Source organism: Peribacillus sp. NPDC056705 (assembly GCF_043656335.1).
Genome location: NZ_JBHTYI010000024.1, coordinates 17,753 through 34,546, shown reverse-complemented (window position 1 = coordinate 34,546; position 16,794 = coordinate 17,753). Strand labels below are relative to the sequence as shown.

Sequence of the window (16,794 nt, the reverse complement as noted above, 5' to 3'; positions counted from 1 at the left end):
ACTTAATTGATTGATAGATAATGAGCAGTGTGTACGAACGTGAAAAAGGAGAGATGAAATGGAACGGAATCATTTGATTAAACCTACTTTAGATCAACATTATCCCACTATCTCTCATGGGAATGGAATTTACCTTTATGATATAGATGGAAAACAGTATATAGACGGCTCATCAGGAGCGGTCACAGCAAGTATAGGCCATGGTGTATTGGATGTTGTCGAGGCAATGACGGAGCAGGCACGCAAGGTTTCCTTTGCATATAGGTCTCATTTTACGAGTGGAGCCGCAGAGGCCTTGGCAAAAAAGCTGAGTGAGTTGGCTCCAGGGGATTTGAATTGGTCATTTTTTGTGAATAGTGGCTCGGAAGCGACCGAAACGGCAATGAAGATCGCGATACAACATTGGCAAGAAAAAGGGTTCGAGCGAAAAAATCGCATCATATCCAGGTGGACGAGTTATCACGGGATCACGATGGGCGCATTATCGATGTCAGGCCATGTACCAAGAAGAAAACGTTTTGTGCCGCTATTGGAAGATTTCCCTAGCATATCTGCTCCCTACTGCTATCGCTGTCCTCATAATAATGAAACTTCCGGATGCAAGCTTAAGTGTGCAGATGAACTGGAGACAGCTATTCAAAGGGTCGGCTCCGAGAATATCGCAGCCTTCATCGCAGAACCGATAATTGGGGCATCGGCTGGTGCTGTAACACCGCCGGATGGCTACTATCAAAGGATTAAGGAGATCTGCGAAACCTATGACATTCTCTTTATCGCCGATGAGGTAATGACGGGAATCGGCCGAACAGGAAAAATGTTCGCAATGGAACACTGGGGAGTCACCCCGGATATCATCGCATTGGGTAAAGGAATGAGTGCCGGCTATACACCAATGGCAGCCACGATGATTACTGACCGTGTCATGGAGCCCATTTTAAAAGGTTCGAAATCAATCATGGCTGGACACACATATAGTGCAAACCCTCTATCTGCAGCCGTTTCATTGGAAGTGCTTTCCTACATTGAGCGAAATGGCCTGGTTCAGGCAGCGGAAGAGAAAGGTCAATATCTGTTTAAGAGGCTGGAAGGATTGGCTGAAAAATTCGACATCATTGGTGATGTAAGAGGGAAAGGGCTGCTCCTTGGGCTTGAGTTTGTCTCCAATCGGATTTCAAAAACGCCATTCGACTTGCAAATCGGCCTGACTACAAGGCTTGTCAATAAGGCTTTTGCTAAGGGGCTGTTGATCTATCCTGCTGCAGGTGCGATTGAAGGAATCGCTGGCGATGCGGTTATCATATCTCCGCCATTAATCATTACTAATGAAGAAATCGATACCCTCGTCAAGATACTGGAAGCTTCCCTCGAAGAGTTGCAGCAAGAATTGCACACGGAAGGTTTGATTGAGGACATGCAGGCTATTTAGGAGGAACGTTATGAAGCAGGTCATTACGAAGAAAAACAAAATTGTGACCATGGAAGAAGCATTGGAGCATATTTCCGATGGATGCACACTCATGTATGGCGGGTTTGGCGGAGTGGGGACTCCTCCGACGCTCGTACAGGGTATTCTTGACAAGGGCGTTAAGGAATTGACCTTGATTGGCAATGATACTGGATTCCCTGACATCGGCATTGGGCGGCTTGTGACTGCTGAAAGGGCAAAGAAAGTGATCGCCTCGCATATCGGTTCAAACCCTAATGCCGGCAGGCTCATGACTGAAGGAAAGCTGCAGGTGGAATTTTCACCGCAAGGGACATTAGCCGAACGGATTCGTGCTGGCGGTGTAGGCTTAGGCGGGATTTTTGTCGATGTCGGGATTGGTACGATAGCCGAAGAAGGCAAGGACAAGATGGTGATAGAAGGAAAAGAATACTTGGTGGAAACCGCTTTGACGGCTGAAGTCAGCATCGTCCATGCCAAAAAGGCAGATTCGCTGGGGAATTTAGTGTACGATAAGACTGCATGTAACTTCAATCCGCTAGTGGCGATGGCAGGAACATTCACGATTGCGGAAGTGGAGGAAATCGTTCCTGTAGGCGAATTGGATCCGGAATGTATTGCTACACCGGGCATTTATGTAGATATGGTGATTCCGACAAAAGGGGTGAATTGGAAATGGGCATGGCAGTAGATGTACGAAATCGCATCGCGAAACGCGCCGCCAAGGAAATCCATGACGGATTGATCGTCAATTTAGGCATCGGCATCCCTACCTTGGTGGCCGACCATATACCTCAAGATATTCATGTGCTGTTCCATGCGGAAAATGGAGTTCTCGGTACAGGGCCAAGTCCTGATCCCGGGCAAGAAGATCCTGCCCTCTGTAATGCAGGAGGGTTCCCGATCACCACTGTAATGGGAGCTTCCTATTTTGACAGTGCGACAGCTTTTGGAATGATCAGGAAAGGATACATCGACATCACCATCCTTGGAGCCCTGGAGGTCAGTGAAAAAGGGGATTTGGCGAATTGGATCGTCCCAGGAAAGCGGGTGCCGGGTATGGGCGGGGCAATGGAGCTTGCCCAGAAAGCGAAAAAGGTGATCGTCCTGATGAATCACGTGAATAAGCAGGGTGAATCGAAGATATTGAAGGCATGTACGCTCCCATTGACGGCGAGGCAGAGTGTGGATTTAATCATTACGGATATGGCTGTCATGGAAGTTACAGAAGAGGGATTGGTGCTGAAGGAAGTCATGGCGCCATATACCGTCGATGATGTGATAAGGAATACAGAGGCGACATTGAAAATCCATGCTGCCGTCAACACGATTGAATAAGTCGATAATATGCATTCAAGATTAAGGAGGGATAAATGTGCCGGATATTAAAAAACGGATAAACCAATGGATCAAGGATCATCGGGAAGAAGGAACAAACCTACTGCAAAAAATGGTACAAGCTCCAAGTACGCAAGGAAATGAAGCAGGGGCACAGGCCATCGTCGCCCAAAAGCTGCAGGAAATGGGTTTGCAAATCGATAGTTGGGAACCGGACGGCAGCGAGCTGAAAAAGCATTCTTATTTCTATTCTCCGCGCAGTGAATTTTCCAACAGCCCCAATGTGGTAGGTATCATGAAAGGGACTGGCGGCGGACGTTCCATCATATTGAACGGACACATCGATGTGGTTCCGGATGGTGACCGGGATCAGTGGGACGACGATCCATATAGTGGAGCGATTAAAAATGGAAGAATGTTTGGTCGGGGTGTAACCGATATGAAGGGTGGAAATGTATCGCTGATCCTTGCGATGCAGGCATTGAAGGAAAGTGGCATCCAATTAAAAGGAGATGTCATTTTTCAAAGTGTGATTGAAGAAGAAAGCGGCGGGGCCGGAACACTGGCAGCCGTCCTGAGGGGATATAAAGCAGATGCCGCCCTGATCCCTGAACCGACGAATATGAGGATCTTCCCGAAACAGCAGGGTTCGATGTGGTTCCGAATCCATGTCAAAGGACGGTCAGCCCATGGCGGAACAAGATATGAAGGCGTTAGTGCGATAGAAAAAAGCATGACCGTCATCAATCATATTCGTGCCTTGGAAGAAAAGCGAAATGCACGTGTCAGTGATCCGCTTTATCAGAACACGCCTATTCCGATACCTATCAATCTAGGTGTCATTGAAGGCGGCAATTGGCCGTCATCCGTCCCTGACCTTGTGAAAATCGAAGGAAGGATGGGCGTTGCGCCGGAGGAAACGATGGAGCAGGCGAAGGATGAAATGGCGTCCTGGTTATTGCAGCTGGTGGAAGTGGACCAATGGTTCAAGGAAAACCCGCCCGTATTGGAGTGGTTCGGGGCACGCTGGGTTCCAGGAGCAATTGATGTAGAGCATGAACTGATGAATGCGCTTGTTCATCAATATCGGCAAGTGGCCGGGCAGGACCCTGTCATTGAGGCCTCCCCTTGGGGAACGGATGGGGGATTGCTGACACATGTCGGTGAAACGCCTGCAATCGTTTTCGGACCAGGAGTAACCGAGGTTGCACACTATCCAAATGAATACATCCTGCTCGACAACGTGTTCTCCACGGCCGAAATCATTGCCCTAACATTAATTCAATGGTGTGGAATGGAGCCTGAGCAGGATGGAGTCACCCAGACCGGGAATAGGGAGACGATACCAGGCAATGGCAATTAAACTGAATAGGATCCCAGCAAGTGAAGCGAACTATTAAGACTTTCACAAAGCGGTTGTTAAAAACTCTTATATTTCTTGAACTTTTAACTTTAAAAGAAAATGAGGTAGGAACCATATGGACATGAATCTCATTGATAATCAAGAACCGACAGTTAAAAGGAAACTGAAAGCAAGGCATATGACCATGATTGCCATTGGAGGTTCAATAGGAACCGGATTATTCCTGGCAAGCGGGGCAACCATCCAGAGCGCAGGGCCCGGCGGTGCCCTTGTTGCCTATGCCTGCATTGGAATCATGGTGTATTTCCTTATGACGAGCTTAGGGGAAATGGCGACATATATGCCTGTGTCGGGATCATTTTCCACCTATGCCACACGCTTTGTTGATCCCGCATTCGGCTTTGCACTTGGCTGGAATTATTGGTTTAACTGGGCTGTCACCCTTGCCGTGGAAATAGCTGCTGCAGCCATCATCATGAAATTCTGGCTCCCTGATGTACCCAGCCTTATATGGAGTGGATTATTTCTTGGAATCGTCTTCACCCTCAACGCCCTATCCATTAAAAGCTATGGTGAATCTGAATATTGGTTTGCCTTAATAAAAGTCATTGCCATCATTTGTTTCATCATTATTGGTTTATTGACCATATTTGGGGTTTTTGGCGGAAAGGTGATTGGATTTGAAAACTTCACCATGGACGAGGCACCATTCAAGGGAGGATTTTTATCGATCATCTCAATCTTTCTTATCGCGGGATTTTCTTTTCAAGGCACGGAGCTGGTTGGGATTGCTGCCGGGGAAAGTGAGAATCCCGAAAAAAATGTTCCGAATGCGATCCGCCAAGTATTTTGGCGCATCCTATTATTTTACATCGGAGCCATCCTGATACTCGGCCTCTTGATTCCGTATACAAGTCCAAGTTTGCTGAACGGGGACGTCGAAAACATTTCTGTAAGCCCTTTCACACTTGTCTTTGAACGGGCAGGACTTGCATTCGCGGCATCCGTCATGAATGCAGTCGTGTTGACTTCCTTACTATCCGCAGGGAACTCTGGACTATATGCATCAACGCGGATGTTATGGTCGATGGCGAAAGATAAACAAGCTCCCCAATTCCTCGCCAAAGTCAATCGCAGGGGAATCCCGATGAATGCTTTGATTCTAACGACATTAATTGGTGGGCTCGCCTTCTTGACCTCCATTTTTGGGGACCATGTATTTACATGGCTATTGAATGCATCCGGGCTAACCGGCTTCATCGCCTGGATTGGAATCGCCATCAGCCATTATCGCTTTAGACTTGCCTATGTTGCACAGGGTGGTGACCTGAACGAATTGAAATATAAAGCAAAATGGTTTCCACTCGGTCCGATCCTATCATTCGTCCTTTGCATGGGAGTCATTGCCGGGCAGAATTATCAAGCATTCCTAAGCGGCAGCATCGACTGGTATGGCGTCGCTGTCTCCTATATCGGATTACCGATATTCCTGGCGATCTGGTCAGGATACAAGATTTATCACAAGACCAAATTAATATCATTAAAAGATTGTCAATTTGATAAATCAGATGTGGCTTGATATGAATAGATAAAAACCTGAAATCCCTTTGGGACTCAGGTTTTTTTATGAACACTAATTAGACGATATCTAACGGAAGTAGAATTATATCTCCGAAAACAAGATTATATCTCCGAAAATAGGAATATATCTCCGAAAATCCAGTTATATCGACGAAAGCGGCAATTATCCATTAAAATTCACAACATGGTAATTTTTGCAATGAATCAGTTTTTATAGCTGAATAATTGGGGAGGGTAAGCAATACTATTATTCTATGTACTTTTATTACTGTGGATGAAAGGAAACTGAGAATGAAAGAGGCGTATCGCGGTTCTGGAATTGGAGTCATTTTCATGGCGGTCTTCGGTACACTGTGGGCAGGTACAGGTGTAATGGGATTGCAGGGGTGGGGGTTTCCCTACGTGGAACTCGCAGCCATCTTCGTGGGAATCATAATGGTTATCGGCGGCATTTCATTAATTCATGCATCACAAAAAATGTCCAATCAAGTTTCAGAAAATGGGGCTAGGCGTCTGAAGCGTATCGGATTTTTGTTTAATATGGTCTTCATTGCCGAAGGTTTGCTGATTGGGATTGCCATTGTCATCTGTAACTTGATCAATCAGACCGAGCTTATACCAGGGGTCATCGCCATTATTGTAGGGATTCATTTTTTACCTTTGGCGTCACTTTTCCAAATCAAGGTTTACTATGCAACAGGAGTGCTTCTCTGTTTATTGGCGCTTATCACATTGATTATTTTGCCAGACACTGTCATGTTTGGGGAGCATCAAATCCTTGCACCGTTATCTTTGCTCGGCTTTGGATGCGCGCTAATTCTCTGGATCACTGGACTTACGCTATGGCTTAGAATAAAGAATTCAAGTCTAACGATAGCCGATGAAGATTGAATCAATCAAAAAAACCGTCATGGCGAACGGGTTTTTCATTTTGATTAATTTTTCATCCAGGTCAAGAATCTGAGAATTATAAAATTGAGGTTGTCACTTATGGGAATATATTGTAATATATATAACAATATAAAAATCCATTACATTTTAGAAGCATTGATAAGGACATGAATCATTTTTACGGTCTACAGAGAGGGAAGGGTTAGCTGCAAACTTCCTGGCTTAGGAAACTGATTTACCGCCTTTGAGTTATATCGGTGAACAAGAGTAACTGATATCGTCTAAGCTGCGTTACAAGCTCCAGAGCCATGAGTGTTACTTGCTTATGGGAAATTGGGTGGAATCACGGGTATAAACGCACTCGTCCCTTACTTAGGGATGGGTGCGTTTTTTATTATTATAATTAGTGCCATGATAAGGACATGAATCATTTTTACGGTCTACAGAGAGGGAAGGGCATCTGCGAACTTCCTGGCTTAGGAAATTGATTTACCGCCTTTGAGCTATATCGGTGAACAAGAGTAACTGATATCGTCTAAGCTGCGTTACAAGCTCCAGAGCCATGAGTGTTACTTGCTCATGGGAAATTGGGTGGAACCACGGGTAAAACGCACTCGTCCCTTACTTAGGGATGGGTGCGTTTTTTTATTATTATAATTAGTGCCATGATAAGGACATGAATCATTTTTACGGTCTACAGAGAGGGAAGGGCAGCTGCGAACTTCCTGGCTTAGGAAACTGATTTACCGCCTTTGAGCTATATCGGTGAACAAGAGTAACTGATAACGTCTAAGCTGCGTTACAAGCTCCAGAGCCATGAGTGTTACTTGCTCATGGGAAATTGGGTGGAATCACGGGTATAAACGCACTCGTCCCTTACTTAGGGATGAGTGCGTTTTTTATTACTTAAAAAGGGGTGTTTATGTGATGGGTGAAAAAATGATTAAAGTTCAATTCCCGGATGGGCAGCAAAAGGAATATCCGCTTGGGATGACAGTGGAAGGTGTGGCAGGGTCCATCAGTTCAAGTTTAAGGAAAAAGGCAGTGGCAGGAAAACTGGATAAGCAACTGGTTGATCTATGTCACAAGCTGAATGAGGATGCCGAATTGTCGATCTTGACTCTGGATTCGGATGAAGGATTACAAGTATTACGACATACAGCAGCGCATGTTTTGGCACAGGCAGTGAAAAGATTGTACCGAAATGTGGAATTAGGAATGGGGCCAGTTGTGGAAGATGGTTTTTACTATGATTTTAAGTTAGACCATCCTTTGAGTCCAGAAGATCTACAAGCTATTGAAAAAGAGATGGAACATATCATAAGTGAAAATCTGGAAATAAAAAGGGTCGAAGTGACTTATGAAGAAGCTGTGAAGTTATTCGAGGGCAGAGGGGAGTCATTCAAGTTGGATATTGCAAAGAGCATCCCTAATGGTGAAAAATTAACGATCTATCAACAGGGGGAATTTGTCGATCTTTGCAGAGGGCCGCACCTTCCATCCACATCAATTGTAAAATCGTTCAAATTGACTCGTGTATCTGGTGCCTATTGGCGGGGAGACAATCAAAATGAAGTTCTTCAAAGGGTATATGGCGTGGCATTCCGAAAGAAAAAGGATCTACAGGAACACTTTGAATTCCTGGAAGAAGCGGCCAAGCGCAATCACCGTAAATTAGGAAAGCAGTTGGAACTATTCATGTTTTCGGAGGAAGCCCCTGGAATGCCGTTTTATTTACCGAAAGGGCAAATTGTTAGAAATGAATTGGAGAAATTCTCGCGGGAGCTTCAGACTGAAGCTGATTACGACGAAGTTCGGACTCCTTTCATGATGAACCAGCGGTTATGGGAACAATCGGGTCACTGGGATCATTACCATGAGAATATGTACTTCACTGAGGTGGATCAAACAAAATTCGCGATGAAGCCAATGAACTGTCCGGGTCATATGCTCATTTTTAAAAACAGTCTTTATTCTTACAGGGATTTACCCATTCGGATGGCCGAATTCGGTCAAGTCCACCGTCATGAATATAGCGGGGCATTGAACGGGATGCTGCGTGTCCGTACATTTTGTCAGGATGATGCCCACATCTTTGTTCGGCAGGATCAAATCGAAAGTGAAATTAAACAAGTGTTTCATCTGATCGATAAGGTGTACCGCACTTTTGGATTCGAGTATTCCGTGGAGCTCTCGACGCGCCCAGAGGATTCAATGGGTGATGATTCCCTTTGGGAAGCTTCTGAAACAGCCTTGAAAAATGTTCTGGAAAGCATCGGGATACAATATCAAGTAAATGAAGGGGACGGGGCATTTTATGGACCGAAAATTGATTTTCATATTAAAGATGCTTTAAAACGAAGCCATCAATGTGCAACAATCCAACTTGATTTTCAAATGCCCGACAAATTTGATCTAACTTACATCGATGAAAATAATGAAAAAGTTCGTCCAGTCGTCATTCATCGTGCCATTTTTGGATCGATCGATCGCTTTTTCGGAATCCTGATAGAACACTTTGCAGGTGCTTTTCCAGTATGGCTCGCCCCGGTGCAAGTACAGATCATCCCTGTCTCACAAGTTCATTTGAATTATTGTTTAAAGGTTCAAAAAGAAATGAAGAATCAAGGCATAAGAGTGAAAATTGATGATCGGAATGAAAAGCTCGGATATAAAGTCAGGGAAGCACAGATGGGGAAAATCCCATATATGCTGGTTCTTGGAGATAAAGAAGAGAAAGAAAATGAAGTGAATGTCCGGAAATACGGGGAACAAGAGGTTGAAAATGTCGCAATAGAAACGTTCATCAAGAAAATGGTCCAGCAAATAAAAGAACGCAGCATCTAACAAAAAAAGCAGCTTAATCCGGAACTCACGAGTAAATGCGCGAAACTCACGAGTAAATGCACAAAACTCACGAGTAAATGCACAAAACTCACGAGTAAATGCACATAATTCACGAGTATATGTCCCTTGGATTAGGTTTGGATAAAAAAAGACAGCCGAATAAATCGGCTGTCTTTTCTATACGAACTCTTCCAGTAAATGCTTATGTAAATAAAACCTTGGCTGCTTGGATGGCAAAGTAAATGCCAATCCCTATAAGGGATATACCCGAAATGATCGAGATGCCTATTAGAATGGGTTTGGATAAAAAGCGTCTGAAAGTGCTGGCGATGATGGCCATTGCGAAATCCCAGATCAAGAGGCCGACAAGGATCCCTGAACTGTAAAAAAGTAAATGATCCATATCATATTTTGATGCGGAGTTTGCGAGAATGGATCCATAAATGCCCAGCCAAAACAAAATGGATAAAGGATTCGAAAGGGACATGATGAAGCCTGTCAGAAATGAAGAAAAAAGGGAGTCTTTCGCTTTTCGTGCATTCACTTCAATCTTGCCTGCACTTAGCAGACTTTCGATCCCGGTATAGGTCAGGACGAAAAATCCAAAAAGCCATAAAAATGTCTTCATGAAGGAGTTGTCCAAAAAGTGGACGACACCGAAAAAGACGAGGGCTATAAAAACAAGATCTGCTAAAATGGCACCCCATCCAAAAATCCAGGCATGCCAAAAACCCTTTTTGATTCCTTTGTCCAATTGAGCAGCGTTTATGGGACCGATAGGAGCCGCCAGTGATAAACCTAATAATATATAGCTGAAAAAAACGCCCAATTCATCACCTCATCGTTTAATACATCTTCGCTTATTTGAATGTATTCAAACAATTGGACTTGTACCACCTTTTTAGCCCTTTTAGTGTGGACATGGTGAATCATGGTCCGGTTTGCGCTTACCAGTCATTGTGAAAAAAGAGAAAGCCATTGTTATACAGTAGTTTTTTTTGTTTTAAAGGTCAAAAGGGGTAATTTTGGTTAATGCGCTACTGAATAAATCTTTCAAAGCTATAACATAATAATTTAAGACATCTAAAAAATGATGCAAAACACATATTGATTTCACGAATGGTTACCTTTTATGCAATTAGTGGCTTTTATAATGGATGAGGAGTGTAAGTATGGAGGGTCATGAGAAGCAAAGTAAAGATGTAAGCGTGTGGTGCCTGATCAGTATGGCATCGATTCCATTGGTGATGACGCTTGGAAATTCAATGCTTATTCCGGTTTTGCCCATTTTCGAGGATAAGGTGGGGATATCTTCATTTCAATCAAGCATGGTGATAACAAGCTATTCCGTTGCATCCATTTTTTTAATTCCCATAGCAGGTTATTTATCAGATCGATTCGGACGGAAGATGGTGATCCTGCCAAGTCTGATCCTAGCCCTCATTGGTGGCTTGGTCGCAGGTTATGCATCATGGAAAATGGAAAATCCCTATACATGGATCATCATTGGGAGGGTATTGCAGGGGATTGGGGCGTCTGGTGCCTCGCCCATCATTTTGCCTCTTGTGGGGGATTTATACAAGGATGATGATGAAAAAACGAGTGCTTGTCTGGGTATCATAGAAACCTCGAATACATTTGGGAAAGTGCTTAGTCCAATATTGGGTTCCCTGTTTGCTGCATTTATCTGGTTTTTACCATTCTTCTCGATTTCATTCTTCAGTTTAATATCTATTGTCTTGGTCTTTTTCTTTATAAAGGTACCAAAGGAAAAGGATGATCCGAAGAAATTCAATGAATTTTGGAATGATACGAAAAAAATATTCAAACAGGAAGGAAAATGGTTATATACAGTTTTCCTGATTGGTGTATTTGTCATGTTGGTTTTATTCGGTGTTCTTTTCTTTTTGTCTGATAATTTGGAAAAAATCCATGATTTGCATGGAATCAAAAAAGGTTTAGTGATAGCGATCCCGCTATTTTTCCTTTGTGTGTCTTCTTATGTTGCCGGGAAGAAAATCAAGGGCGAATTGCCAATCATGAAAAAGATCATCATGATTAGTTTGATTGTCCTTTCAATCAGCCTTGTATTTGTCGGTTTTACAAAAAATAAAGTTTTCCTATTATTACTCGTAACAAGTTTGGCGGGCATAGCAATTGGTGCGTTATTGCCGACACTAGACGCAATCATCACTCAAAATATAAAAAAGGAACAGCGTGGGACGATAACCTCTTTCTACATGTCATCTAGGTTCATCGGAGTTGCGGCAGGCCCTCCGGTCATGTCCCTTGTCATGAAAAATCATCTCAATTTGAGCTATATCATTACAGGAATCATTGGTATAGGAATCGTCCTGATTGTTTGGAAATTCATTAGTTCAGACAAAAAAGAAGCTGCTGCCTCCTAATAATTTCTCCGAAAAAGCCGGTCTTTCCAACGGCTTTTTTTGTACTTTTCATCTATAGCTGGATGATTTTTCTTGGTCTTTTTGTAGCTGCATTGGATTTTGCAGGTTTTTATGAAGGCTGTTTTCACATACTTTGTTGCTATTTACCAAGGTCCCGCTGCTCCCGCAGGAGTCTCGCACTTGCGCTCCAATCAACGTTTTAGTTTTTAAAAACAACAATCTTTACGAAAAGAACCTAAATGAAAAAAGCTTAATGGCTATTTCCATCATCCCTGGCTTATCTTTATCGGCGCTTATCAAGGCATTTCAGCCGTCGTATCACAGTGCTTCAATTCTTATTCGAATACTTGATTAACCATTTGGTAAATTTCTTCCTTACATAATTCATTGTGGCATTAACAACACTATGAATGATGGAAGGGGGTAATGCTATGACAACAAAAGCCAATTGCCGTTCAGCTAAAGGGAAGGCTGCTCAAAATTCCGCAGAATCTGGTGCACAACAAGGCGATATGAAATGGTGGCAGTTATCATTGGTCGGTGTTGGCTGTACGATCGGGACAGGGTATTTCCTCGGTTCGGCCATAGGGATTAAAACGACTGGGCCATCCATTGTATTTTCATTTATATTGGCTGCACTAGGTACTTACATCGTTTATAATCTGCTAGCTAAGATGACGGCTGCCGATCCTCAAGAGGGTTCTTTTTGTTATTATGCCAATAAAGCATTTGGACGATGGGCTGGCTTTAGCTGTGGCTGGAATTATTGGTCCTCCAATATATTGATCATGGGAAGCCAGCTTACTGCGCTTTCGTTATTATCACAATTTTGGTTTCCGAAGGTCCCGCTGTGGCTATTTGCATCCGGTTTTGCCATTGTTTCGATCGTGGTGGTATTGCTGGGAACAAAAGGGTTCGACAGAGTGGAAAACATACTTGCGATAATTAAGACGGCAGCGATCGTCATGTTTATCATTATTGCAATATGTGCCGTTTTCGGCTGGTTTGGTCTTGATGGAGGGAAACCGCCCTCATTTCCGAATAAGTTCAATGAATTATTTCCAAAAGGGCTAAAAGGGTTTTGGACATCGCTTATCTATGCCTTTTATGCATTTGGCGGAATTGAGGTCATTGGACTGATGGCGATGCAGCTTAAAAAGAAGGAAGATGCGCCTAAGGCAGGGACTATCATGCTCTTTGTTCTTACCATCATATATGTGATTTCATTGGGGTTAGCCGTAACCATGATTTCATTAGGGGCATTCAGTGAAAAAGAAAGCCCATTCGTTTCGGCATTGGACAGTTATCACCTGGCATTTTTCCCGCACGTTTTTAACGGTGCGATCATCATTGCCGGTTTCTCGACGATGACCGCTTCACTATTTGGTGTAACCAATCTATTGGTAACCCTCTCCGATGATGGGAATGCACCCGCATTATTCATGCAAAAGATCAAGAAATTCAAGGATCTTCCACTGCCCTCACTCGGTCTTGGAGCCTTGGGACTTTTAGGATCAATCATCACTGCCTTGCTCCTGCCAGGCAAGATTTATGAATACATTACGACATCAGCTGGGATATTACTTTTGTATAACTGGGCATTCATCATTCTCTCTTCTTTTAAAATCTTGGAAAATAAGATTTGGAGTAAGATTACGGCCGTTTTCGGGCTTCTGTTAATTTTGGCCGCCGTAAGTGGCACCCTGCTTGAAAAAGAGATACGTCCAGGGTTCTTCATCAGCCTTTTATTCATCGTGATCATCGGTCTTGCCGCCGTTTTCATGAAGTTCAAGGTTTGGAATAAGAATAAGGCGATGGCCGCAAAAGCGGGTAAATCAGGGCTCGATTGAAAAAAAGGAACTCGAATCGAGTTCCTTTTTGTGTGCTTTCGATTTGGCGCTAAACCTCAATGATGATCGGAAGGATCATTGGTTTTTTCTTAGTTTGAGTATAGAGGTATTGCCCCAGTTCCTTCTTTATGGTTTGCTTGATGACGTTCCAGCGGTATATTTTTTCACTTTGTAAGTCGTTGACCGTTTTCGTGACAAGACGGTTCACATGCCTAAGGAGGTCCTCGGAATTTTGAACATAAACAAATCCCCGGGAAATGGTATCGGGACCCGATACTATTTTTCTTTCCGTCTTGCTTAGTGTTATGACGATCACGAGCATTCCATCTTCGGAAAGATGCTTACGGTCCCGCAGAACGATTTCCCCAACATCACCAACGCCAACTCCATCAACAAAGGTATTGCCTGCAATGACCTTTCTCGTTTGACGGGCAACGGAGTTTTCAATATCCACCACATCGCCGTTATTGATGATGAAAGTGTGGTCCTTCTCCACCCCGACAGACTCAGCTAGCAATCGATGCTGGTGCAACATCCGATACTCACCGTGAATCGGTATGAAATACTTCGGTTTCATCAGGGTAAGCATGAGCTTTAATTCTTCCTGATAGGCATGTCCGGAAACATGCATGCCCGTTACTGTCCCAGAACCGTAAATGACTTTGGCGCCAAGTTGAAACAGGTTGTCGATGATGCGTGAAACATCCCGTTCATTTCCGGGTATTGGAGTGGAGGCAAGAATCACTGTATCATCAGGCAATATACTCATATCCCGATAATTCGAACTGGAAAGCCGGGAAAGTGCAGCAAATGGCTCTCCTTGACTTCCTGTACATAAAACCGCGACCCTTTCAGGAGCATATTTATCCACTTCTTGCGGTTGGATAAGCATCCCATCAGGTACCTCGAGGTAGCCGCGTTCAATGGCAACGGATACGACGTTCACCATGCTTCGTCCAATCAGGGCGAGTTTCCGGTTTGTCTTCTGTGCAGCGTTCACAACTTGTTGAACGCGATTGACATTTGAAGCGAAGGTCGAAAGAATGACTTTCCGTTTTGCCTGCATGAAGGCTTCTTCAATATGGCTGCCAACCAGATGCTCAGAGGGGCTTGAGCCGGGACGTTCTGCGTTCGTGCTTTCAGATAATAAAACCAGTACACCTTCACTCCCGATTTTGGCCATTTTATGGATATCGGGATACTGATCATTCATGGGAGTCAAGTCAAACTTAAAGTCCCCTGTATGAACGACCGTGCCTTCAGGCGTATGCATGGTGACTCCAAGGCAATCGGGTATACTATGATTCGTTTTGAAAAAGTCCAGAACCATCTCCCCGAATTCCAACCTTGAATCCGAATCGATCTGGATTAATTCCGTATCAGCCAAAAGGCTATGTTCTTTTAATTTCAATTCAATCAAACCAAGTGTTAAACGTGTGGCATAAATGGGTACATTCAATTTTTTCAGGAAATAAGGGATCCCGCCAATATGGTCTTCATGCCCATGAGTCACAATTAAAGCGCGGATCTTCTCCTTATTTTCCTGAAGAAAGGAAATATCGGGAATGATCAAATCGACTCCTAATAAACTTTCATCAGGAAACTTAGCCCCACAATCAATGATGACGAGATCGTTAGCATATTGAACCACGTACATGTTTTTACCGATTTCATTCACTCCGCCCAGAGCCAGTATGGACAAAGCATTCTCTTTCGCACTCAAGTAGATAGACCTCCCTTTATGATGATAATGATAGTGTTTCCATAGGTCACTTTTATAAAACCAACTCTTTTTTTAGGCTCTTTTCGTAAAGATTGTTGTTTTTAAAACGAAACGATTTAACGTTGATTGGAGCGCAAGTGCGAGACTCCTGCGGGAGCAGCGGGACAGGTGAGCTCACCGCCCGCCCCGCGGAAAGCGAGCATCTGGAGGGGAAATCAACCACACCTCACTACTTGGTAAATAGCAACAAAGTATGCGGAAACAGGGCAATTCAAAAAGCCATAAAAAAACACCTGCCGTTTTCGGCAGGTGCGTGTATCTCCAATCTTCATAGGCTCAAGCAAGAATTGATGCTTTCTTCAAAAGTCTCAATGTTTGCTTGGACCTTTGATGCATATCCAGTTTTCAAAGTGAGCAGCAAACTTTCTATCAAGAATTTTCGCGGCTTGTCGGACTGCATCAGCTCATCTTGGATAAAGTCGATCAATTCAATGGCTCTTGTTCGATCTTCATCGCATGGCAAAGCTTTGTTTATCGCTTTTTTCAATTCCGTGGTGGATTGAAGCAAATCATTATGGCAAGGATCAAGGTTGTTTGTAAACTTTGGAAACCACTTATCCATTAGTTCCGGATCGATGATCTGTTCCCCGCTTTCAGCCACTTCATTGACTAAGCGGACAATGCGGTTCATGCAATAGCGGATAATTTGTATGTCCGGTGTACCGGCGGGGTTTGCCCGATAGCTAAAATGATTCATGTGGGTCATCATCGAATGAAAGATGATGACGCTATCTAAAAGATAGGGTTTTTTGCTTTCCCCGAATATATCGATAAAACGATTATATATCCAGCGTAAGTTAAACAATACCGTATTATTGATGAATTGTTTTAATTCTTCATCGTTGGAAACACGGACTTCTTCGATAAGGATAAGCAATTTGCTCTGCTTGTTCACCATCATCTGCATATCAAGCTGCCGGATGAAAATTTCAATATCGGCTGAATCTTGACCAATCAACAGTTTTTCCCTGTCATGGCGAATCTTTGTATAGAAGGAACGGAAAATGGCTATAAATAATTCACCCTTCGAAGGGAAATAATTATAGAATGTACCTTTTGATATACCGCTGCCATCTAAAATGTCCTGGATGGACGTGGCTTGGTAGCCTTTGTCAATAAACAGCTTATGAGCCGTATCGATGACATTCTGCCTTCGGTTATTCATCATATCACCTAATTTTCATTATACTGCTTGTATAAAAATAATCGTACTCTATTTTTCATCACAGCACAAACCCTTATTTAAACCAGTAAATTTTTATTGCAAAAAATGAACTAGGGGTATATTA

Annotated in this window: 12 protein-coding genes and 3 other annotated features; of the genes, 9 read left to right on the top strand and 3 right to left on the bottom strand. The window is 43.4% G+C overall.

What is annotated here, in order from left to right:
• The first annotated feature begins 58 nt into the window (after nt 1-58).
• From ACFRAK_RS21090 to thrS, 7 genes are all read left to right on the top strand, one after another.
• On the top strand, nt 59-1,426 hold the full coding sequence (locus ACFRAK_RS21090) for an aspartate aminotransferase family protein (RefSeq protein ID WP_387600543.1): 1,368 nt from the start codon (nt 59-61) through the stop codon (nt 1,424-1,426).
• A gap of 10 nt (nt 1,427-1,436) precedes the next feature.
• Nucleotides 1,437-2,135, top strand: coding sequence for a CoA transferase subunit A (locus ACFRAK_RS21085; RefSeq protein WP_387600546.1), 699 nt, complete (start codon nt 1,437-1,439; stop codon nt 2,133-2,135).
• Nucleotides 2,120-2,782, top strand: coding sequence for a 3-oxoacid CoA-transferase subunit B (locus ACFRAK_RS21080; protein WP_144528238.1), 663 nt, complete (start codon nt 2,120-2,122; stop codon nt 2,780-2,782). Before ACFRAK_RS21085 ends, ACFRAK_RS21080 begins: the two co-directional genes overlap by 16 nt.
• A gap of 37 nt (nt 2,783-2,819) precedes the next feature.
• Nucleotides 2,820-4,145, top strand: a complete 1,326-nt coding sequence (locus ACFRAK_RS21075; RefSeq protein ID WP_394572427.1) for a peptidase — start codon at nt 2,820-2,822, stop codon at nt 4,143-4,145.
• A 115-nt stretch (nt 4,146-4,260) separates the two neighbouring features.
• Nucleotides 4,261-5,724, top strand: coding sequence for an amino acid permease (locus ACFRAK_RS21070; RefSeq protein WP_387600553.1), 1,464 nt, complete (start codon nt 4,261-4,263; stop codon nt 5,722-5,724).
• Nucleotides 5,725-6,017: 293 nt separating this feature from the next.
• Nucleotides 6,018-6,617 carry a DUF7010 family protein gene (locus tag ACFRAK_RS21065; protein WP_394572425.1) on the top strand — a complete coding sequence of 200 codons (600 nt, stop codon included), beginning with the start codon at nt 6,018-6,020 and terminating at the stop codon, nt 6,615-6,617.
• A gap of 147 nt (nt 6,618-6,764) precedes the next feature.
• Nucleotides 6,765-6,989, top strand: a binding site (T-box leader).
• 30 nt (nt 6,990-7,019) lie between these two features.
• Nucleotides 7,020-7,242 (top strand) — a binding site (T-box leader).
• A gap of 31 nt (nt 7,243-7,273) precedes the next feature.
• Nucleotides 7,274-7,497 (top strand) — a binding site (T-box leader).
• Nucleotides 7,498-7,556: 59 nt separating this feature from the next.
• On the top strand, nt 7,557-9,464 hold the full coding sequence (gene thrS / locus ACFRAK_RS21060) for a threonine--tRNA ligase (RefSeq protein WP_394572459.1): 1,908 nt from the start codon (nt 7,557-7,559) through the stop codon (nt 9,462-9,464).
• Nucleotides 9,465-9,666: 202 nt separating this feature from the next.
• On the opposite strand, the gene ACFRAK_RS21055 is transcribed toward thrS, so the two are convergent.
• On the bottom strand, nt 9,667-10,293 hold the full coding sequence (locus ACFRAK_RS21055; RefSeq protein WP_387600559.1) for a LysE family transporter: 627 nt from the start codon (nt 10,291-10,293) through the stop codon (nt 9,667-9,669).
• A gap of 343 nt (nt 10,294-10,636) precedes the next feature.
• Between ACFRAK_RS21055 and ACFRAK_RS21050 the strand changes: the two genes are divergently transcribed.
• Nucleotides 10,637-11,872, top strand: coding sequence for an MFS transporter (locus ACFRAK_RS21050; protein WP_387600562.1), 1,236 nt, complete (start codon nt 10,637-10,639; stop codon nt 11,870-11,872).
• Nucleotides 11,873-12,384: 512 nt separating this feature from the next.
• Nucleotides 12,385-13,722, top strand: a complete 1,338-nt coding sequence (locus ACFRAK_RS21045) for an amino acid permease (RefSeq protein ID WP_387601017.1) — start codon at nt 12,385-12,387, stop codon at nt 13,720-13,722.
• Between the two features lie 49 nt (nt 13,723-13,771).
• On the opposite strand, the gene ACFRAK_RS21040 is transcribed toward ACFRAK_RS21045, so the two are convergent.
• Together ACFRAK_RS21040 and ACFRAK_RS21035 are read right to left on the bottom strand one after the other, a co-directional pair.
• Complete coding sequence (locus tag ACFRAK_RS21040; protein WP_394572422.1) at nt 13,772-15,445, bottom strand: ribonuclease J; 1,674 nt, start codon at nt 15,443-15,445, stop codon at nt 13,772-13,774.
• A gap of 328 nt (nt 15,446-15,773) precedes the next feature.
• Nucleotides 15,774-16,673 (bottom strand): TetR/AcrR family transcriptional regulator, encoded by a 900-nt coding sequence (locus ACFRAK_RS21035; RefSeq protein ID WP_387600568.1) that lies wholly within the window; start codon nt 16,671-16,673, stop codon nt 15,774-15,776.
• Nucleotides 16,674-16,794: the final 121 nt, after the last annotated feature.

Coding starts and splice junctions, on each gene's coding strand:
- ACFRAK_RS21090 (WP_387600543.1), top strand. CDS start 59: ATGGAACGGAATCATTTGATTAAACCTACTTTAGATCAACATTATCCC.
- ACFRAK_RS21085 (WP_387600546.1), top strand. CDS start 1,437: ATGAAGCAGGTCATTACGAAGAAAAACAAAATTGTGACCATGGAAGAA.
- ACFRAK_RS21080 (WP_144528238.1), top strand. CDS start 2,120: ATGGGCATGGCAGTAGATGTACGAAATCGCATCGCGAAACGCGCCGCC.
- ACFRAK_RS21070 (WP_387600553.1), top strand. CDS start 4,261: ATGGACATGAATCTCATTGATAATCAAGAACCGACAGTTAAAAGGAAA.
- ACFRAK_RS21065 (WP_394572425.1), top strand. CDS start 6,018: ATGAAAGAGGCGTATCGCGGTTCTGGAATTGGAGTCATTTTCATGGCG.
- thrS (WP_394572459.1), top strand. CDS start 7,557: ATGATTAAAGTTCAATTCCCGGATGGGCAGCAAAAGGAATATCCGCTT.
- ACFRAK_RS21050 (WP_387600562.1), top strand. CDS start 10,637: ATGGAGGGTCATGAGAAGCAAAGTAAAGATGTAAGCGTGTGGTGCCTG.
- ACFRAK_RS21045 (WP_387601017.1), top strand. CDS start 12,385: ATGAAATGGTGGCAGTTATCATTGGTCGGTGTTGGCTGTACGATCGGG.
- ACFRAK_RS21035 (WP_387600568.1), bottom strand. CDS start 16,673: ATGATGAATAACCGAAGGCAGAATGTCATCGATACGGCTCATAAGCTG.